We start from the raw sequence: 19,707 nt of genomic DNA, 5'->3' as shown, positions 1-19,707 counted from the left end.
CAGTAGGAGAGGACGACCGAAGGGGCGAGCCATGACGTCGGCGTGGCTACCCGCTCCCATCGGGATCGATGCCGACCGCTGGGTGACCCGGTCGGGCTGCCACACGGTGCTCGTCGTGACCCACACCCTCGCGAGGTGCCACCGGTTACTCGACGTCATCGGGTACGTCGAGAGCGACCCCCGGGTGCAGGTGGTCTTCACCATCGCCCCGGACGTCTTCAACCACCGGGTGGAACAGCTCCTCGACGGGCTCGGCGCGCTCGTCCTGCCCTGGCAGCAGGCCGTCCGGGAACGCTTCGACCTCGGCCTCGCCGCCGCCCACGGCGGACTGCACCAACTCCACGCGCCCCTGCTGCTGCTGGCCCACGGAGCCGGGCGCAGCAAGCGGGTGCGTTCCGGCCCGACCGCTGGACCGGCACCCGCCGACCGCCCCGTCTACGGTCTCGACGCGCAACGGCTCACCCACGACGGACGGGTGCTCCCGGCGGCTCTCGCCCTCTCCCACGATTACGAGGTGGAGGTGCTGCGACGGCAGTGCCCGCAGGCGCTCGGGACGGCGGTGGTCGTCGGTGACCCCTGCGTCGACCGGCTCGTCGCCAGCCTGCCCCGCCGCCCGGACTACCGGCGGGCCATGGGGCTGGACGAAAACCAGGAACTCGTGGTGGTCGCCTCCACCTGGGGCCCGGACGGCAGCTTCGGACGTTGGCCCGACCTGCTACCGCAGGTGATGGCACAGCTCCCGGCCGAGCGCTACCGGGTCGCCGCGCTGCTGCACCCGGCGATCTGGGCCGCCCACGGGCACCGCCAGATCCGCGCCTGGCTCCGGAGCTGCCTCGACGCCGGGCTACTGCTGCCCGGACCGAGCGAGGACTGGCGGGCCCCGGTGGTCGCCGCCGACCACGTCATCGGTGACCACGGCTCCGTCCCCGCCTACGCCGCCGCCGTCGGACGTCGGACCCTGGTGCTCCCCGCCCCGGGGCCGACGCCCGCCCCCGGTACGCCGCAACATCTGCTCGCCCCTCCACGCGCCCCGGCTGGACCCGCACCGGCCGCTGCTGCCCCAGCTCGCTCTCACCGGCGGGATCGACCCGGCAGCGGTGCTGGGCGCGTTGACCGCCCGCCCGGGCGACGCCGCGGTGCTGCTGCGGCGCACCATGTACCGCCTGCTCCAGCTCACCGAGCCCGACCGGCCCCAGCGGACCGACCCGGTGCCGGTGCCCCGCCCGAGCGACCGGGACACCGACCCGGCCGGGTGACCCCGTCGTCCGGTGCCGGGCCAGCCGGCCACCGCCCCGCGCCACGGCCGCTCACCCCTCCCGCGTCGGGTCCCCGGGCAGGTGGGGCAGTGGGGTACGCGGCGGACGCCACTCCAGCAGCAGCGCCGTCGCGTCGTCGTCGAGCTGCCCCTCCTGGTAGGCGACCACCGCGCGCACCAGCCGGCGCATCGTCTCCGGGGTGGCCAACTGGTCGTTGAGCGCCCGGTCGACGAAGTCGACGAGCCGCGTCAACCCGAACCGCTCCCCGTCGACGCCGCGCGCGTCGGTGATGCCGTCGGTGTAGGCGAGGATGCGGTCGCCGGGGTGCAGCTCCTCCTCGTACACCTCGGGACGCCGGGTCGCCAGGTGGCCCAGGCCGAGCGGGAGCGCGGTCGGGCCCGGCAGCTCCCGGATCGCCTTGCCGTCGCGCAGCAGCAGTGCGCCCGGGTGACCGGCGTTGATCACCCGGAGCCGGCCGGTGCTCGGCTCCAGCTCGATGAGGAGCGCCGTGGCGAACAGGTGCGGGTGCTCCGAACGTACCCATTTGTCGATGCTGAGGGCCGTGTCGACCAGGTCGAGGCCGCACCGGCGGGCGTTGCGGTAGGCGCTGACCACGAGTGAGGCCAGGGTGCTGGCCTTGATGCCGTGCCCGCAGGTGTCGAACAGCCCCACGCTGAGCACGTCGCCGTTGAGCGCGTAGTCGAAGACGTCGCCGCCGACGTCGTAGCACGGTTCGAGGATGGTGGTGAGCACCATGTCGTCGGTGGCGAAGGTCAGTGGCGGCAGCAGCCCCCACAGGATCTCGGCGGCGACCTGCATGGGCAGCCGCCGTCGTAGCCGTTCGACCACGTCACCGTACGGTCGGCGGTTCACCACCAGTTGCCCGACGCAGGTCGCCAGTTCCCGCGCCGGCCCGTCCAACGCACGGTCACCGGCGGCCGGTGAGACGATCTCCAGGACGCCCATCCGTTCGCACCCGACCAGCAGCGGAACCCAGATCCGGTCCGGGTTGTCGGTCGCCCGCTGCACGTCGAGACCGGTGAACGCCCTACCCGCGAGGGTCGTCTCGATCGACAGGCTCTCCCGGACGGGCCCGGCGCCGAGCAGCGGCACCAGGCTGGCCTGCTGGTAGTCCGCCAGGTAGATCACGATCTCGGTGGCGTCCACGGCCGGCGCGACCCGGTTCACCAGCATCGGCAGGTCGTCCGGCCCACCGCGGGGTGCGGCGAGTTGGAGCCAACGCACCGCGTCACCCGCGTCGAGCAACCTGAACCTCCCCCACGTCTCCCCCACCGTAGGAGGCGCACGGGAAACCCGCCACCACCTGATTCGGGGGCACGGCGGACAGGAAGAATGACGGTGGCGGACATCTCCGTTCCGCGCGAACCGAGGAGGCAGGGTCGTGGTCGTCGCAGGGCTCGTCCTGGCCGGCATCGCCGGCCTCATCCACGTCTACATCTTCTACCTGGAGTCCGTCGTCTGGACCAGTGCACGGGCCCGCGCGGTCTTCGGCACCAGCCGCGAGGAGGCGGAGGTCACCCGGCAGCTCGCCTTCAACCAGGGCTTCTACAACCTCTTCCTGGCGGTCGCGGTGGTCGTCGGCATCGTCGCGTACGCCGTGGGCGCGCACCCGGTCGGCGCGACCCTGGTCTTCGTCGGCGCGGGGTCGATGGTCGCCGCCGGTCTGGTGCTGCTGGTCTCGGCACCGTCGAAGGCCAGCGCCGCACTCAAGCAGCTCGTCCCCCCGCTGCTCGCCGTCGTCGCCCTGGCGATCGGCCTCAGCCTCGGCTAAGACCGGTGGGCCACGCCCCGGCGCGGAAACCCGGTCGGGCCGCGCCGGTCAGGGGCGGTAGCGGTAGCCCATGCCCGGCTCGGTGATCAGGTGCCGGGGCCGGGCCGGGTCGTCCTCCAGTTTGCGCCGCAACTGCGCCAGGTACTGCCGCAGGTAGTTGGTCTCCTGCTGGTACTCCGGCCCCCACACCTCGTGCAGGAGCTGGCGTTGGCTGATCAGCTTCCCGGGGTGGCGCAGCAGCCGTTCCAGCACCGCCCACTGGGTGGGGGTGAGCCGGATCTCGGTGCCGTCGTCCCGGGTGACGGTGCGGGTGGCGAGGTCGACTGTGTGCCGGCCCACCCGGGCGGTCGCCGTCGCGTCGACGGGTGAGCTGGCGAGGCGGCGGGTGACGGCGCGGATGCGGGCGAGGAGTTCGTCCACCCCGAACGGCTTGGTGACGTAGTCGTCGGCGCCGGCGTCGAGGGCGGCGACCTTGTCCGCGCTGCCGGCCCGGCCGGAGAGCACGATGATCGGGATCGTGGTCCAGCCACGCAGGCCCCGGATGACCTCCACGCCGTCGAGGTCGGGCAGGCCCAGGTCGAGCACCACCAGGTCCGGCGGGTGGCCGGCGGCGGCCTTCAGCGCGGCCGTACCGGTGTCGGCGACCTCGACGTCGTACCCCCGGGCGCGCAGGTTGATCCGCAGCGCGCGGAGGATCTGTGGTTCGTCGTCGACGACCAGGATGCGGGTCACCGGTCCGGCCTCTCGTCGGCGGCGGGTAGCCGCAGCACCATGGTCAGCCCCCCACCGGGGGTGGTCTCCGGGGTGATGCTGCCACCCATCGCCTCGGCCAGCCCCCGGGACAGGGCCAGCCCCAGCCCCACCCCGGTCTGGTTGTCCCGGTCGCCGAGCCGCTGGAACGGCAGGAAGACGTGTTCCCAACGGTCCTCGGGGATACCGGGCCCGGTGTCGATGATCCGCAGCTCCACCTGCCCGGCGTGGGCGCTGGCGGTGATCGTGGGGGGCCGGCCGGCCGGGCTGTGCCGCAGCGCGTTGGCGACGACGTTGACCAGCACCCGTTCCAGCAGACCCGGGTCGGCGTCGACCGCCGGCAGGTCGGCCGGGATGTCGGTGCGCACCTCGGCGGCGGCCGGCCCCAGCTCGTCCAGGGCCAGCGGTACGGCGTCCTCCAGGCCGACCGCGGTGCGGGTGACGCCCAGCGCGCCGGCCTGCAACCGGCTCATGTCGAGCAGGTTCGCCACCAGCCGGCCGAGCCGGTCCAGTGACTCGTCGGCGGTGGCGAGCAGTTCGGCCCGGTCCTCCGGGTCGAACTCGACGTCGGGGCTGCGCAGGCTACTCACCGCCGCCTTCGCCGACGCCAGCGGCGTACGCAGGTCGTGGCTGACGGCGGCGAGCAGCGCGGTGCGCAACCGGTCGGCCTCGGCGAGCGGCCGGGCGGTGGCGGCCTCCTCGGCGAGCCGTTCCTGGCGCAGCGCGACGGCGGCCTGCGCGGCGAACGCCTCGACGATGCGCCGGTCGGCGGCCTCCAGCCGACGGCCGCTGAGCACCACGGTCAGCCGCTCGTCGACCGGCACCGTGGTCTCCCCCGCGCCGGGGCTGCCGGCGGGGTCCACCCCGACGCTGGCGACCCGACGCCACACGCCCTCCTCGTGGGCCCGGCCGGGCCGGCCCTGCGCGTCGGGGGCGAGTTCGAGCACGCTGACCGCGCGCAGCGCGAAGGTCTCCCGCAGCCGGTCCAGCAGCGCCGGCAGCGGTCGCTCGCCGCGTAGCACGCTGCCGGCGACGGTGGCCAGGGTCTGCGCGTCGGCGGCGGCGCGGGCCGCTTCCCGGGTACGCCGGGCGGCCACGTCCACCACCCCGCTCACCGCGACCGCGACCGCGACGAAGACGCCCAGCGCGAGCAGGTTGTCCGCCTCGGCGATGGTCAGCGTGCGGTACGGCGGGGTGAAGAACCAGTTCAGCAGCAGCGATCCGCCCAGCGCGGCGACCAGCGCCGGCCACAGCCCACCGACCAGCGCCACCCCGACCACCCCGGCCAGGAAGATCAGGATGTCGTTGGTCAGGGTGAGGTCCGGCAGCACCGACAGCAGCAGGGTGAGCAGCGGCAGGCCCAGCCCGGCGAGCGCGAACCCGAGCAGTCGACGTCGCCGGGACAGCGCCGCCGGCACCGCCGCCCCGCGCCGGCCCCGCCCGGCCTGCGGGTGGGTCACCAGGTGCACGTCGATCGCCCCGGAGCGGGCCGTGGTGGTGACGCCGACGCCCCGGGCGAACAGGTGGGCGAACCGGCCGCGCCGGCTGGCCCCGAGCACCAGTTGGGTGGCGTTGACCCCCCGGGCGAAGTCGAGCAGGGCGGCCGGGACGTCCGCGCCGAGCACCTGGTGGTAGCTGCCGCCGAGGCTCTCCACCAGGACCCGCTGCCGGGCGAGCTGGGCCGGGTCCGCCCCGGCCAGCCCGTCGTTGCGGGCCACGTGCACGGCGAGCAGGTCGGCGCCCTTGCTCCGGGCGGCGATCCGGGCCGCCCGGCGGATCAGCGTCTCCCCCTCCGGGCCGCCGGTGAGGGCGACGACGACCCGTTCCCGGGCCTCCCAGGTGGCGGAGATGCCCTGCTGGGCCCGGTACCGGTCGAGCTGGTCGTCGACCTTGTCGGCCAGCCAGAGCAGAGCCAGCTCACGCAGCGCGGTGAGGTTGCCGACCCGGAAGTAGTTGCCCAGCGCGGCGTCGATCCGGTCGGGCCGGTAGATGTTGCCGTGCGCCATCCGCCGGCGCAGCGCCTCCGGGGTCATGTCGACCAGTTCGACCTGCTCGGCGGCGCGGACCACGGCGTCCGGGACGGTCTCCCGTTGGGTGGTGCCGGTGATCCGGGCGACCACGTCGTTGAGCGACTCCAGGTGCTGCACGTTGACCGTCGACAGCACCGAGATGCCCGCGTCGAGCAGTTCCTGGACGTCCTGCCAGCGTTTCTCGTGCCGGGAGCCGGGCACGTTGGTGTGGGCCAGTTCGTCGACCACGACCAGCTCCGGGCGGCGGGCCAGCACGGCGTCGAGGTCCAGCTCGGTGAGGTCGGTTCCCCGGTAGCGCAGCGGGCGGCGGGGCAGCACCTCCAGGTCGCCGATCATCGCGGCGGTCTGCGGCCGGCCGTGCGTCTCCACCAGGCCGACCACCACGTCGGTGCCCCGCCCGGCCCGCCGCCGGGCCTCCTCCAGCATCGCGTACGTCTTGCCGACCCCGGGGGCGGCACCCAGGTAGATGCGCAGTTCACCTCGTGGCACGCGTCCATCCTCCCGCTGTGCGTACCGCCCCGGGGCGCGACCGCCGGGCCGGCACCCCGGGCAGGGGTGCCGGCCGGGCGGGGGTCAACGGGCGGGCAGGTTCCGGTCGAGGGCAAGGTTGAGTTCCAGCACGTTCACCGCGGGGGCGCCCATGAAGCCGAGCGCCCGTCCGGTGGTGTGTTCGGCGACCAGCCGCCGCACCACCGCCGGGTCCACGCCCCGCTCCCGCGCCACCCGGGCCACCTGGATCGCGGCGTACGCGGGGCTGATGTGCGGGTCGAGGCCGCTGCCGCTGGCGGTGACCGCGTCGGCGGGGACGGCGGGGTGCTCCGGCGCGTCCCCCCGGACCGGGGTGACCAGTCCACCGGCGGCCCGGTAGTCCTCCCCGGGCTGCGCCAGCTCCACCGGCACCCCCTGCCAGGAGGGGACGAACGGGGTGGCCGGGGCGGTCTGGTTGACGCTGACCACCCGGGTGATCCGCCCGGTCAGCCCGTCGGCGCGGAACACGGCCAGCACCGCGCCCACCCCGTCGGGCGTGCAGTACGGTCGCCGCCCGTCGACGCCGTCGAGCAGGCCGACCGCCCGGCTGCGTGCGCAGACCTGGCTGAGTAGGCTCCGGGTCGACTGTCGCGGGTCGCCGGCGAGGGTGTCCACCACGCTCTCCGGGCCGAGGTTCGAGGCGGCGGAGGCGGTCGGGTCGTAGCCGTCGCCGGCCGCCGACGGGCGGGACTGGAAGTAGCGCGGGACGGGGTTGCCGTCGGCGTCGGTGAAGGACTGGCCGATCAGGGCGCTGCCGACGGCCCGGCCGTCCACGGTCAGCAGCGATCCGTCGGCCTTCGCGTCGAGACCGGGGAGCCGGCCGGCGGCGACCAGGGCGAGCGGGTAGGCGACGCCGAGCAGCGCGGTGAACACGAGCAGGGCACGCAGGGCGGCGAGGTGTCGGGCGAGCCAGGCGGGTAGACGCATCACGAGATCCCCGGGACGTACTGGACGAGCAGGTCGATGAGCTTGATGCCGACGAACGGCGCGACGAGGCCGCCGACGCCGTAGAGCAGCAGGTTGCGGCCGAGCAGTGTCGACGCGGCGGCCGGCCGGTACCGCACGCCGCGCAGCGCCAGCGGGATGAGCGCGACGATGACCAGGGCGTTGAAGATCACCGCGGCGAGGATCGCCGACTCGGGGCTGCCCAGCCGCATCACGTTGAGCCGGTCCAGGCCCGGGTAGAGGCCGGCGAACATGGCCGGGATGATCGCGAAGTACTTCGCCACGTCGTTGGCGATGCTGAATGTGGTCAGCGCGCCCCGGGTGATCAGCAACTGCTTGCCGATCTCGACGATCTCGATCAGCTTCGTCGGGTCGGAGTCCAGGTCGACCATGTTGCCGGCCTCCTTCGCCGCCGACGTGCCGGTGTTCATCGCGACGCCGACATCGGCCTGGGCCAGGGCGGGGGCGTCGTTGGTGCCGTCCCCGGTCATCGCGACCAGCCGGCCACCCTCCTGTTCCCGGCGGATCAGGGCGAGCTTGTCCTCCGGGGTGGCCTCGGCGAGGAAGTCGTCCACCCCGGCCTCGTCGGCGATCGCCTGCGCGGTACGCGGGTTGTCGCCGGTGATCATCACGGTCCGGATGCCCATCCGGCGCAGCTCGGCGAACCGCTCCCGCATCCCGGTCTTCACCACGTCCCTGAGGTGGATGACGCCGAGCGTGCGGGCGGGTTCCCCGGCGACGTGTTCGGCCACCACCAGCGGGGTGCCGCCGTGTCCGCTGATCCCGTCGACGATCCGGTCGACCTGCCCGTCCGGGTGGCCGCCGTGCTCGCGTACCCAGGCCAGCACCGCCGTCGCCGCGCCCTTGCGGACCTGGCGGGCCGGTGCGTCGGGTGGCGTCAGGTCGACGCCGCTCATCCGGGTCTGCGCGGTGAACGGCACGAAGTCGGCGTACGGCAGCGGGTCCTGCTCCGGCGCACCCGGGTCGAACTCCCGCCCGGCCAGCGCCACCACCGACCGTCCCTCGGGCGTCTCGTCGGCGAGGCTGGACGCCCGCGCGGCGGCGGCCACCTCGCCGGTGGTGACCCCGCCGACCGGCAGGAACGCGGTGGCCTGCCGGTTGCCCAGGGTGATCGTGCCGGTCTTGTCGAGCAGCAGGGTGCTGACGTCCCCCGCCGCCTCCACCGCCCGGCCGCTCATCGCGAGCACGTTGCGCTGCACGAGGCGGTCCATGCCGGCGATGCCGATCGCCGACAGCAGCGCCCCGATGGTGGTGGGGATCAGGCAGACCAGCAGGGACACCAGCACCACCCCGGTCACCCCGGTGCCGGTGACCGCCCCGGTGTCCGGGGCGGCGCTCTGCCAGCCCCTGGCGGAGATCGCCAACGGTTGGAGGGTCACCACGGCCAGCAGGAAGATCAGGGTGAGCGCGGCGAGCAGGATGTTCAGCGCGATCTCGTTCGGGGTCTTCTGCCGGGCGGCTCCCTCGACCAGGGCGATCATCCGGTCGATGAAGCTCTCCCCCGGCCGCTGGGTGATCCGCACGACGATCCGGTCCGACAGCACCCGGGTGCCGCCGGTGACGGCGCAACGGTCGCCGCCGGACTCCCGGATCACCGGGGCGGACTCGCCGGTGATCGCGGACTCGTCGACGCTGGCGATGCCCTCGACGACGTCGCCGTCGCCGGGGATGATCCCGCCAGCGCTCACCAGGACGACGTCCCCCTGCCGCAGTTGCGGCGCCGGCACCGCCTCGTCGGTGTACGCGTCGGCGCGGGCACCCGGTGCCCAGCCGACCAGCCGGGTGGCGACGGTGTCCTGCCGGGCCCGGCGCAGCGTGGCGGCCTGCGCCCTGCCCCGGCCCTCGGCGACCGCCTCGGCGAGGTTGGCGAAGATCACGGTGAGCCAGAGCCAGCCGGTGATCGCCCAGCCGAACACCGACGGGTCGGCGACCGCCAGGACGGTGGTGAAGGCCGCGCCGATCGCCACGATCAGCAGCACCGGGCTGCGCCACAGGGTGCGCGGGTCGAGTTTGCGCAGCGCCCCGGGCAGGGACCCGGCCAGTTGCCGGGGGTCGAGCAGGCCGCCACCGGCCCGGCGGGCGGGGGTGTCGACGGCCGGGGTGTCGACGGCCGGCCGGTCGTCGTCGGTGGTCACGGACGCGACGGACATGTCCTCGTTCCTCATCCGGGTCACAGCCCTTCGGCCAGCGGGCCGAGCGCGAGCGCGGGTAGGTAGGTGAGCGCCACCAGGATCACCGTGACGCCGACGACCATCCCGACGAAGAGCGGTCGGTGCGTCGGCAGGGTGCCCTCGGAGGCGGGGACGGGCGCCTGGCGGGCGAGCGAGCCGGCCAGGGCGAGCACGAAGATGATCGGCAGGAACCGGCCGAGCAGCATGCACAGGCCCAGCGCGGTGTTCCACCACGCGGTGTTCACGGTGATCCCGGCGAACGCCGAGCCGTTGTTGTTGCTCGCCGAGGTGAACGCGTAGAGCACCTCGGTCAGGCCGTGCGGGCCGGTGTTCAGCGCGGTCGCGTCGTTGCCGGTGGCGAAGGCGGAGGCGGTGCCGGTCAGCACCAGGGCCGGAGTGACCAGGAAGTACAGCGAGGCGAAGGTGATCTCCCGGGTGCCGATCTTCTTACCCAGGTACTCCGGGGTCCGGCCGACCATCAGCCCGGCGACGAACACCGTGATCACCGCGAGCACCAGCAGCCCGTACAGGCCGGCACCGACACCGCCGGGGGCGACCTCGCCGAGCATCATGTTGCCCAGCGTCATCATCCCGCCCAGCGCGGTGTACGAGTCGTGGAACGAGTTGACCGCACCGGTCGAGGTCAGCGTGGTGACCGCCCCGAACGTCGCCGAGTCCGACACGTCGAAGCGGACCTCCTTGCCCTCCAGCGCCGCGCCGACCGCCTGTGGCACGGTGCCGTGCCCGGCCAGCTCGAACCCGATGGTGAGGGCGACGCTGCCGAGCGCCAGGACGGCCATCACCGCGACGACGGCGTAGCCCTGCCGCTGCTGGCCGACCATCCGGCCGAGGACCCGGGGCAGGCTGAACGGGATCAGCAGGATCAGGAACAGCTCGATCCAGTTCGTCCAGGCGGTGGGGTTCTCGAACGGGTGGGCGCTGTTGGCGTTGTAGAAGCCACCGCCGTTGGTGCCCAACTCCTTGATCACCTCCTGGCTGGCCACCGGGCCGCCGGGGAGGCTCTGGCCGCCGCCGGTCAGGGTGGTCACGTCGGTGCCGGCGGAGAGGTTCTGCACCACTCCGCCGAGCATCAGCACCAGCGCGCCGAGCACCGCGACCGGCAGCAGCACCCGCAGCACGATCCGCACCAGGTCGACCCAGAAGTTGCCCACCTCGCCGGTGCGGCTGCGGGCGAAGCCCCGGATCAGGGCCACCGCCACGGCGATGCCCACCGCGGCGGAGACGAAGTTCTGCACCGCCAGGCCGGCCATCTGCACCAGGTGCCCCATGGTCGACTCGCCCGAATACCACTGCCAGTTCGTGTTGGTCACGAAGGACACCGCGGTGTTCCAGGCCCCGTGCGGGACCACCGGGTCGAAGCCCAGCGACAACCACAGGTGGTTCTGCCACCGTTGGAGGGCGTAGAGGAACAGGACCGAGACGGCGGAGAAGGCGAGCACGCTGCGGGCGTAGACGCCCCACGACTGTTCGGCGGCCGGGTTCACCCCGACCAGCCGGAACACCCCACGCTCCAGCCGGGACCGGCGGGTGCCGGTGACCGACCGGTACAGGTGGTCACCGAACGGGCGGTACGCGACGACGAGCGCCACCACCAGGGACGACACGAAGACGACGCCGGCTGTCCCCGTGGTCATCAGAACCGCTCCGGGAACAGCAGCGCGACGACCATGAACACACCCAGACCGATCGCCAGCACCAGGCCGACGGCGTTGACGGCGTTCACCGCTTCTCCACGCCCCTCACCACGAGGGTGAGCGCCGCGAACAGCACCACCGTCACCAGCACGAACACCACGTCAGACACGCGGACTCCCCCAACCGGACGGGTACGCGTGACCGCTTCCCGGCCACGCCGGGCAATCACAACGCGCCGTCGCCCGCGGGGGCAGGGTCCATAACGCGACCGTGACGGGGGGCCACGGTTTCTTGACGTGTTCTTCACGCCGGCCACCGTCGCGGTGACGGCGGTCACGATGGTGCCGGTGACCACTCCTCTGGTGCCGGTGAGCGGTGTGGTGCAGGTGAGCGCTGTGGTGCAGGTCCGCGCCCCGCCACGGGGCCGGGCCGGGTCAGCGGCGGATGGCCCGCCGGATCGACTCGGGCACCCGACGGGCCACCGCCCGTCGCAGCCGGAAGCGCAGGCTGCCCAGGTGCGGCACGGCGACCGGCCGGGCCCCGTCGGTCGCGCAGCGGAACGCCACCGGGAGTACGGCGTCCTCGGTCCAGCCGCAGCAGGTGACCCGGGCCTTGAGGTCCCAGGTGCCCCTGCTCCGGCCGCCGTTGAGGGCACCGACGTCGAGGCGGGCGGTGCCCCGCTGGACCAGCCGCAGCTCGCCGTCGGCCGTCGGGACCAGCTCCACCGTGCCGGTGACCGGCACGAAGAACTCCTCCCGGGTGTCGCGCTGCCGGGCGATCACGTCGAGCTTGGACTGCTTGATCCGGGCGGTGGCGTCCCGAAGGTCGGCCGGGACGTCGTCCACCGGCACCACCAGCAGCCGCTGCTCGCCGTCGGCGGTGAGGGTGAGCGGCCGGTCGCCGAAGGACAGCTCGGCGGTGAGGGTGACGCTCAGGGTGCCGCCGTCCTGCTCGATCCGCTGCACGGTGGGCACCGCCCGGACGGCCGCCTCCCACTCGGCGAGCCGGCGCAGGTCCGGGGTGCGGCCCTGCTCGATGAGCCGGGTGATGATCCGTTGCAGCGGCGGCAGGCCGGCCGCGACGCCCGGGGCGAACCGGTCCCGGATCGTCCGCTGCGCCTCGCCGACCAGCTGGTCCACCCACTCGGTGGGGGCGTCGAGCAGCCGCCGGCCGCGCACCCGGGACACCATCTCGTTGCGCAGCCAGCGCCGGTGCAGCCGGTCGCGCAGCGGGCCGGGCTCGGTGTGCGCGTCGACGATGTCGAGCGCCTCGCGCAGGTTGACGAAGTAGCCGGCCGGCTCCAGCGCGGTGGCCGTGACGTTGCCGGCGTCGACCCGCCGCTGGTGGTGGTAGCAGACGTAGTCGGCCAGCACGCAGGTGCGCTTGGACAGGAAGTATGCCCGGGTGACGAAGACGTGGTCCTCCAGCCGACGCTTGCCCTCGGGGAACCGCAGGCCGTGCTCGACGAGGAAGGAGCGCCGGAACAGCTTGTGCGCGGTGAGGCTGTCGATCAGGGGCGCGTTCTCCAGAGTGGCGTCGAACCGGTTGCGCCGGAACAGCTCACGCGGCACCGAACGGCGGTGCCCGGCCATCTTGCCGACCACCAGGTCGGCGTCGTGCTCGGTGGCGCAGGCGTGGAGGCGTTCCAGCGCCTGCTCGCCGAACCAGTCGTCGTCGTCGGCGAAGAAGACGTACTCGCCCCGGGCGTGTTCGACGCCGAGGTTGCGCGGGCGCGACGGCCAGCCGGAGTTGTCGATGTGCAGCACCCGGAAGTGCGGGTGGGCGGCGGCCAGCTCGTCGAGGCGGGGGCCGGTCGAGTCGGTCGAGCCGTCGTCGACGAACATGACCTCGAACTCGTCGGCGGACAACGACTGGCCCAGCAACGAGGTGACGAGCTTCTCGATGTGCGGCCCGGAGTTGTACGCCGGGACCACGACGGTCACCTTGGGGGTCTTCGTACTGGCGGTCATGGCTCTTCCTGAGGCGGTCCGTGAGCCGGCGCGGGGATGCGCCCAACCGTGCGGACGGGCACCCGCTCCCGGGGCGTTCCGTCGCCGACATGGCCCGTTCAGTTTGCGGACTTTACGCGACCGCTGGGGCGGATGCAGGCCCCGAATCGGATGATTTCTTCGATCCCCGACGGGACGCCGGAACCCCACCCGCCGCTGCCTGGCAGACCACCCTCGACAGTGGCCCGAAGCACACCCCGCGCGTCGCTGACGGTTGGCCCGGCGTGGCGTGGCGTGGCGTGGCGACGAATCCCCGACACCGGGAGCGGGCATAGCGGGCCGCTACGCAGGGTAAACCGGGATCATGGCACAGCTTCTCACCTCGCCGCCCCCGCCGCAGGCCGCCGAGTTGCGCCGGTGGGAACTGGCCGACCCCGCCGACCTGCGTGCCCTGCGCGCCTCCCTGCACGAGGCCCTCACCGGTGAGCGGCTCCTCGACGGTCAACGGATGGACGAGGTCCCCGAGTTGATCGTCCTGGTAGCCACCGAACTCGCCACAAACGCCCTCAAACACGGCATTCCGCCGACCATCGTCCGGTTGCTTGCCGTCGACGACTCGCTCATCCTCGACGTGGCCGACCACGACCTCAGCACCATCCCCGAACTGGCCGACACCCGCCCGATGGGTGCCGGAGGCCGGGGGCTCCAGATCGCCATGGCCGTCTCGCTCAAGGTCGGCTGGTACGCCACCGACCGCACCAAGAACATCTGGGCGTCCTTCCCCCGCCGGTGACCGGACGGCGCGCCGGGGCGACGCGCGCTTGATCGACTCAACGGGGCCGATGATGCGCCTCCGCCCGCCCGGGACAGCGCATCGTCGGCCCACCCGGGGTCGATCAACACCCGCCCGACGGCCGGGCTCAGTCGTCGGAGGGGATCGGGTCGTCGTACTCGCCGGCCGGGCCGGTCAGCAGGGTGCCGCCCACCATCGGCCAGGCGTTCGGCCGGCAGCCGTGCAGGCCGAGGGTCTGCTGCTGCATCACCGGGGCCGGCCCGCCCGCCGCCGGACACCGTTCGTGCCCCCGGCCCAGCCGGTGCCCCACCTCGTGGTTGAGTACGTACGCCCGGTAGGTGCCGAGATCACCCCGGAAGTCGGGAACGCCCCGGGCCCAGCGCGCCACGTTGATCACCACCCGGTCGCCGCTGCGGCAGGAGGTGTACCGATCGGAGGTGTCCCCGCACAACTCCCCCCGGGTGACCGGGGTGGTCAGCAGCACGGTGAAGTCGGCCGGGGTGTCGCCGCCGACCCGTTGCAGCCGCCACCGGCCGTCGGCGGTCCAGCCCCGGCGGTCGGCGAGCACCACCGCCACCTCCCGCCCGAACCGCTCCGGGTCGACGTCGTCGATGCCGCCCTCCACCGCCACCCGGTAGCGCAGGAGCTGCCCCCCGCTCCCGGCCACCGCACCCTGCGCGGTCGCCGTCCGCCAGGTACCGGTCCCCCGCTGCGGGTAGCGCAGCGCCGCCGGGGCGGGCCTGGCGGCGGGAGGCGCGGCGGAGGAGAGCGGGGCGGTCGCCTGCTCCCCGGGCGGCACCGGCGGCACCGCCGCGTTGGCCGGCCGGAGCGGCTCCCGCCGTACGTCGCCGACGAGGGCGCCCAGGTCGACGCCCTGCCGCTGGGCCACCACCGCACCACCGGCGGCCAGCGCGGCCACCACCAGCACCGCCGTCAGGACGCCGGCCGGGGTCACACCCCGCCGTCGTCCCCGGTGCCGGCCGCGGTCGACGGACTCGCTCACCGTCAGGGTGCTCACCGTTCGCCTCCTGCGTCCACCCGGGTCCACTCCGGGCAGGAGTACGGGCGCGGGCGACGAACGGATGAGTGACGGGCAGGGGCAATCCGGGCCCGGGTACCGTTGCCGGGCAGACACTCCCGACGATCCGGACACCATCCGGCCGTCGTCCCCCAGGAAGGACCACAGGTGCCGGACGCCGACGCCCTCATCACCGCCGCCGTCGCGGCGGTGCGCGGCACCGACGTACGCGACGCGGAGCGGAAGCTGGACCGGCTGGTGGTCGGCAGCGCCTCGGCGCGGGCCGGCGACGACGGCGGCCGGGACGTCCCCGCCGGACCGGCGGCGGTGGACGCCGCGCTGCTGCGCCGGCTCGTCGCCGCCGTGCACCGGCTCTGGCCCCGGGGCTGGCAGCCGGTCGACGTGGCCCGGATCGTGGCCCGCCGGCTCGGCACCCGCCCCGGCCGGCTGGTCGTCGACGCGCTCGCCGCCGACCGGGCGGCCCAGCCCGGCCCGGTGCCCCAGTGGTGGGACGACCAGTTGACCGACCTGGATGCCCGGGTCCGCTGGGACGACGACGCGGGCTGGCTGGGCGGATGGGCGGCCCGCGAGGGCACGGACCGGATCGCCGCCCTGCGTGACGCGGTCGAGGTGCTGGCACTGCTGGCCGGCCTGCCGCCGGTCGCGGTGCTGCGCCCACCGCCAGGCGGCGTCGGTGCCACGGCCGTGACCGGACCACCCGGGCCGTCCGGCTCCCGCGTCCTCGACCGGGTACGCGCGCTGCTGGCCAAGGCGGAGTCCACCACCTTCCCCGCCGAGGCGGAGGCGTTCACCGGGAAGGCGCAGGAGTTGATCGCCCGGCACAGCCTGGAACAGGCGCTGGTCGAGTCGACGGCCGCCCACCCGGACCAGCCCGGCGGGGTCCGGATCAGCACCGACGCCCCGTACGCGGGCGCGAAGGCGCTGCTGGTGCAGGAGGTGGCGGCGGCGAACCGGTGCGAGTCGGTCTGGTCCGACGATCTCGGCTTCGCCACCGTGCTCGGCTTCCCCGCCGACCTGGAGGCGGTCGAACTGCTGCACACCTCACTGCTGGTGCAGGCCACCGCCGCGATGCTGCGCGGCCGGCGGGAACGACGCGGCGGCGGGCGGCGGACCAGGGCGTACGACGAGGCTTTCCTGCACGCCTTCGCCAGCCGCATCGGTGAGCGGCTGCGGGCCGCGACCGACGCGGCGGACCGGCAGGCGGCGCGGGACACCGGGGCGGACCGCCTACTGCCGGTACTCGCGGCCCGCTCCGGGGCGGTACGGGAGCGGATGGACGCCCTCTTCCCCGGTGTCACCCGGGCCCGACTGACCGTGCGGGACGCCGAGGGCTGGCAGTCCGGCACCTCGGCCGCCGACCGGGCCTCGCTGGCCGGCGGCACGTCGCCGTCGCGCCCGCTGCCCGGTCGACGCTGAGCTGCCAGGTCGACTGAGCAGCCCGGTCGACGCCGAGCAGCCCGGTCGACGCCGAGCAGCCCGGTCGACGCCGAGCCGTCGCGGCAGGGTTCCGACAGCCGTGACGCCGGCTCAGACGTGGCAGTCGCGGGTGAGTCGGGGCGGGATGTCGACGAAGTCGGCGCCCATCCAGCTCGCCGGGCTCTTGGCCGCCGCCCCGGCGTCGATCTTCGTGGCGGTCTCCTCGACCAGCTTCCTGATCCGGTCGTCGCGCGCCTTGCGGGCCTGCGCGCGGACGTCGTCGGCGAGCCGGCTCAGCCGCCCCTTGAGCTTGCCGTTGAGCTGTTCCGGGGTGAGCTCCTCCCGGGTGGCGTCGGCCGAGTCGGCGGCGATCTGCCGGCTGCCGTCGATGATCAGTTGGTCGACGGCGCGGCAGACCTGGGCGGTGTTCGCGGCGGTGCCGGCGGTCGGACCGGTGCTCTCCGGGGCGGTGGTGGCCGTCGCCTCCGGGGTGGGTTCGCCGGTGGTGGCGGTGGCCGACGGGCCTGGTGCGGCGTCGGTGCCGCTTTCACCGTCCGAGCAGCCGGTGGCGAGGACGGCGAGGACGGCGAGGGTGAGTGCGGTGGCGGAGCGGCGATGCATCGACTTTCCCCGTTCGGTGTGACGGCCGTACCGCGACACGATGCCGCACGGGCGGGCGGGAAATCGAATCGGCGGGCACTGGCGGGCCCGGACACGCGTCACGCCGGCCCGACGGGGTCGGTCCGGCGTGACGGTGGTGCGGTTCAGCTCTTGAAGGCGTCCTTGACCTTCTCGGCTGCCTGCTTGAGGCTGGACTTGGCCTGGTCGTTGCGGCCCTCGGCCTCAAGGCGCTCGTTGTCGGTCGCCCGGCCAACGCCTTCCTTGATCTTGCCGGCGGTGTTCTCGGTCGTGTTGCCGATCTTGTCGTCGAACCCCATGAGAGCCTCCCGATGTGAGCATGTCGTTCCAACGACCATCAACTACCCCCACCCCCCATCCCCAAAACACCCCCGCCACCGGCCCCAGCCCGATGACCAAGAGGTTTGCGTCACCAGCAAGCCGGCCGGTGACGCGAACCTCTTGATCAACTCGGCTGTCCGGAGTGGGGGGTGGCGGTGGAGAAGCGGCGCAGGCGGAGGCTGTTGCCCACCACGAAGACCGACGAGAATGCCATCGCCGCCCCCGCGATCATCGGGTTGAGCAGCCCGGCGGCGGCCAACGGGAGGGCGGCCACGTTGTAGGCGAACGCCCAGAACAGGTTCCCCTTGATCACCGCGAGGGTGCGCCGGGAGAGCCGGATCGCGTCCACCGCGGCCCTCAGGTCGCCCCGGACCAGGGTCAGGTCGGACGCCTCGATCGCCACGTCGGTGCCGGTGCCCATGGCCAGTCCCAGGTCGGCCTGGGCCAGGGCGGCGGCGTCGTTGATCCCGTCACCGACCATCGCGACCGTGTGGCCCTGCTCCTGGAGCCGGCGCACCACGTCGACCTTGTCGGTTGGCAGCACCTCGGCGGTGACCCGGTCGATGCCGACCTCGGCGGCCACCGCCTGCGCGACCGTGGCGTTGTCCCCGGTGAGCAGCACCGGGGTCAGGCCCAGGGCCCGCAGCCCGGCGACCGCCTCCCGGCTGGTGGGTCGGACCACGTCGGCGACCGCGAGGACCCCCCGCGCCCGCCCGGACCAGCCCGCCACCACCGCCGTACGCCCGGCGGCCTCCGCCTCGGCCACCGCCCGGACCACCTCCTCCGGTACGTCCAGGCCCCGCTGGCGCAGCAGCCCCGGCCGCCCGACGACGAGGTCGTGGCCGTCGACGGTGCCGGTGACGCCGAGCCCCTCGGTGGCGGCGAACCCGCTGACCGGGGGCAGTTCCCCGGCCCCGGCGGCACCGGCGGCCACGGCGCGGGCGATCGGGTGCTCCGAGCCGGCCTCCACCGCCCCGGCGAGCCGGAGCAGTTCGCCGCGGTCCTGCCCCTCGGCGGGGCGGACGTCGACCAGGGTCATCCGGCCGGTGGTGACCGTGCCGGTCTTGTCCAGCACCACCGTGTCGACCTGCCGGGTGGACTCCAGCACCTCCGGCCCCTTGATCAGGATGCCGAGCTGGGCGCCCCGCCCGGTGCCGACCAGCAGCGCGGTCGGGGTGGCCAGGCCGAGCGCGCACGGGCAGGCGATGATCAGCACGGCCACCGCGGCGGTGAAGGCGGCGGTGGGGCCGGCTCCGGCGCCCAGCCACCAGCCCAGGGTGCCGACGGCCAGTGCGATGACGACCGGCACGAAGATCCCGGAGATCCGGTCGGCCAGCCGCTGCACGGCGGCCTTGCCGGTCTGCGCCGCCTCCACCAGCCGGGCCATCTGGGCGAGCTGGGTGTCCGCGCCGACCCGGGTGGCGGTGACGACCAGCCGGCCGCCCGCGTTGACGGTGGCACCGGCCACCGTGTCGCCGGGCCCCACCTCGACCGGCACGGACTCACCGGTGAGCATGCTGGCGTCGACCGCCGAGGTGCCCTCCTCGACCCGCCCGTCGGTGGCGATCTTCTCGCCGGGCCGGACCACGAACCGGTCGCCCACGACGAGCTGGTCGACCGGAACCCGGGTCTCCGTGCCGCCCCGCAGCACGGCGACGTCGCGCGCGCCGAGTTCGAGCAGGGCGCGCAGGGCCGCCCCGGCGGTGCGCTTGGACCGGGCCTCGAAGTAGCGGCCGGCGAGCAGGAACACGGTCACCCCGGCGGCGGTCTCCAGGTAGATGTTGCCGGCCCCGCCGGTGCGGACGATGTCCAGCCGGAACGGGTGGGTCATCCCGGGCATCCCGGCGTCACCGAGGAAGAGCGCCCAGAGCGACCAGCCGAACGCGGCCAGGGTGCCGAGCGACACCAGGGTGTCCATGGTCGCCGCGCCGTGCCGCAGGTTGGTCCAGGCGGCCCGGTGGAACGGCAGCCCGCCGTACGCGACCACCGGGGCGGCCAGGGTCAGCGACAGCCACTGCCAGTTGGTGAACTGCCAGGCCGGCACCATCGCCAGCACGATCACCGGCAGGGTGAGCACGGCCGACACCCGCAGCCGGGTCCGCAGGGCGTCCAACTCGTCGACCGGCGCACCGGCCGGTCGGGTCCCGGCGGGGGCGGGCGGCGGGGGGACGACGGCGGTGTAGCCGGTCTTCTCGACGGTGGCGATCAGGTCGTCCGGGGTGACCCCGTCGGCGTACCGCACGGTGGCCTTCTCGGTGGCGTAGTTGACGCTCGCCTCGACGCCGTCGAGCCGGTTGAGCTTCTTCTCGATCCGGGCGGCGCAGGAGGCGCAGGTCATCCCGCCGATGGCCAGCTCGATCAGGTGGGGGGCGGTGGGCAGGTTCTGCGTGTTCGGGGTCATC

The 19,707-nt window shown here is 74.0% G+C and carries 17 protein-coding genes; 4 read left to right on the top strand and 13 right to left on the bottom strand.

Translation table 11 applies throughout. From position 1 onward, the window contains the following. Positions 1 to 145: 145 nt before the first annotated feature. Entirely contained in the window at positions 146 to 343 is a 198-nt protein-coding gene (locus tag ACN268_RS24905) for a hypothetical protein (RefSeq protein WP_421485234.1), read from the bottom strand. Between the two features lie 565 nt (positions 344 to 908). Between ACN268_RS24905 and ACN268_RS24900 the strand changes: the two genes are divergently transcribed. Further along, positions 909 to 1,256, top strand: coding sequence for a hypothetical protein (locus ACN268_RS24900; RefSeq protein WP_421485233.1), 348 nt, complete (start codon positions 909 to 911; stop codon positions 1,254 to 1,256). 51 nt (positions 1,257 to 1,307) lie between these two features. On the opposite strand, the gene ACN268_RS24895 is transcribed toward ACN268_RS24900, so the two are convergent. Further along, positions 1,308 to 2,522: a PP2C family protein-serine/threonine phosphatase gene (locus ACN268_RS24895; protein WP_421485231.1), complete on the bottom strand. Its 1,215-nt coding sequence runs from the start codon at positions 2,520 to 2,522 to the stop codon at positions 1,308 to 1,310. Between the two features lie 136 nt (positions 2,523 to 2,658). Here ACN268_RS24895 and ACN268_RS24890 point away from each other — a divergent pair, with 136 nt between their 5' ends. Then, a complete protein-coding gene (locus ACN268_RS24890; RefSeq protein ID WP_421485230.1) occupies positions 2,659 to 3,048 on the top strand; it encodes a DUF1304 domain-containing protein in 390 nt (129 codons plus the stop codon). A 48-nt stretch (positions 3,049 to 3,096) separates the two neighbouring features. Here the strand turns inward: ACN268_RS24890 and ACN268_RS24885 are convergent, their stop codons facing one another. From ACN268_RS24885 to ACN268_RS24855, 7 genes are all read right to left on the bottom strand, one after another. Continuing rightward, positions 3,097 to 3,780: a response regulator gene (locus tag ACN268_RS24885; RefSeq protein WP_421485228.1), complete on the bottom strand. Its 684-nt coding sequence runs from the start codon at positions 3,778 to 3,780 to the stop codon at positions 3,097 to 3,099. Then, positions 3,777 to 6,317: a DUF4118 domain-containing protein gene (locus ACN268_RS24880; protein ID WP_421485227.1), complete on the bottom strand. Its 2,541-nt coding sequence runs from the start codon at positions 6,315 to 6,317 to the stop codon at positions 3,777 to 3,779. The genes ACN268_RS24885 and ACN268_RS24880 overlap by 4 nt, the downstream gene beginning before the upstream one ends. 84 nt (positions 6,318 to 6,401) lie before the next feature. After that, positions 6,402 to 7,283 (bottom strand): potassium-transporting ATPase subunit C, encoded by an 882-nt coding sequence (locus ACN268_RS24875; protein ID WP_421485225.1) that lies wholly within the window; start codon positions 7,281 to 7,283, stop codon positions 6,402 to 6,404. Next, positions 7,283 to 9,472 (bottom strand): potassium-transporting ATPase subunit KdpB, encoded by a 2,190-nt coding sequence (gene kdpB / locus ACN268_RS24870; RefSeq protein ID WP_421485223.1) that lies wholly within the window; start codon positions 9,470 to 9,472, stop codon positions 7,283 to 7,285. Before kdpB ends, ACN268_RS24875 begins: the two co-directional genes overlap by 1 nt. Positions 9,473 to 9,492: 20 nt before the next feature. Next, on the bottom strand, positions 9,493 to 11,148 hold the full coding sequence (kdpA, locus tag ACN268_RS24865; RefSeq protein ID WP_421485221.1) for a potassium-transporting ATPase subunit KdpA: 1,656 nt from the start codon (positions 11,146 to 11,148) through the stop codon (positions 9,493 to 9,495). Continuing rightward, positions 11,148 to 11,237: a K(+)-transporting ATPase subunit F gene (gene kdpF, locus ACN268_RS24860; RefSeq protein ID WP_067312053.1), complete on the bottom strand. Its 90-nt coding sequence runs from the start codon at positions 11,235 to 11,237 to the stop codon at positions 11,148 to 11,150. The genes kdpA and kdpF overlap by 1 nt, the downstream gene beginning before the upstream one ends. Positions 11,238 to 11,582: 345 nt before the next feature. Further along, the gene (locus tag ACN268_RS24855; protein ID WP_421485219.1) at positions 11,583 to 13,118 is read right to left on the bottom strand and encodes a glycosyltransferase; all 1,536 of its coding nucleotides are present in this window, start codon (positions 13,116 to 13,118) and stop codon (positions 11,583 to 11,585) included. Between the two features lie 343 nt (positions 13,119 to 13,461). On the opposite strand from ACN268_RS24855, the gene ACN268_RS24850 reads away from it, so the two are divergent. Then, positions 13,462 to 13,890, top strand: coding sequence for an ATP-binding protein (locus ACN268_RS24850; protein ID WP_421485218.1), 429 nt, complete (start codon positions 13,462 to 13,464; stop codon positions 13,888 to 13,890). A gap of 127 nt (positions 13,891 to 14,017) precedes the next feature. On the opposite strand, the gene ACN268_RS24845 is transcribed toward ACN268_RS24850, so the two are convergent. After that, complete coding sequence (locus ACN268_RS24845) at positions 14,018 to 14,908, bottom strand: DUF3152 domain-containing protein (RefSeq protein WP_421485216.1); 891 nt, start codon at positions 14,906 to 14,908, stop codon at positions 14,018 to 14,020. A gap of 168 nt (positions 14,909 to 15,076) precedes the next feature. Between ACN268_RS24845 and ACN268_RS24840 the strand changes: the two genes are divergently transcribed. Then, positions 15,077 to 16,345, top strand: a complete 1,269-nt coding sequence (locus ACN268_RS24840) for a DUF2786 domain-containing protein (RefSeq protein WP_421485215.1) — start codon at positions 15,077 to 15,079, stop codon at positions 16,343 to 16,345. 111 nt (positions 16,346 to 16,456) lie between these two features. Here the strand turns inward: ACN268_RS24840 and ACN268_RS24835 are convergent, their stop codons facing one another. From ACN268_RS24835 to ACN268_RS24825, 3 genes are all read right to left on the bottom strand, one after another. After that, a complete protein-coding gene (locus ACN268_RS24835) occupies positions 16,457 to 16,966 on the bottom strand; it encodes a hypothetical protein (RefSeq protein WP_421485213.1) in 510 nt (169 codons plus the stop codon). A 143-nt stretch (positions 16,967 to 17,109) separates the two neighbouring features. Continuing rightward, the gene (locus ACN268_RS24830; protein ID WP_088643694.1) at positions 17,110 to 17,283 is read right to left on the bottom strand and encodes a CsbD family protein; all 174 of its coding nucleotides are present in this window, start codon (positions 17,281 to 17,283) and stop codon (positions 17,110 to 17,112) included. 146 nt (positions 17,284 to 17,429) lie between these two features. Further along, positions 17,430 to 19,706, bottom strand: coding sequence for a heavy metal translocating P-type ATPase (locus ACN268_RS24825; RefSeq protein WP_421485211.1), 2,277 nt, complete (start codon positions 19,704 to 19,706; stop codon positions 17,430 to 17,432). Position 19,707: the final 1 nt, after the last annotated feature.

Source organism: Micromonospora sp. WMMD735 (assembly GCF_049178995.1).
Taxonomy (GTDB): domain Bacteria; phylum Actinomycetota; class Actinomycetes; order Mycobacteriales; family Micromonosporaceae; genus Micromonospora; species Micromonospora wenchangensis.
This window is presented reverse-complemented; position numbering and strand designations above follow the sequence as displayed.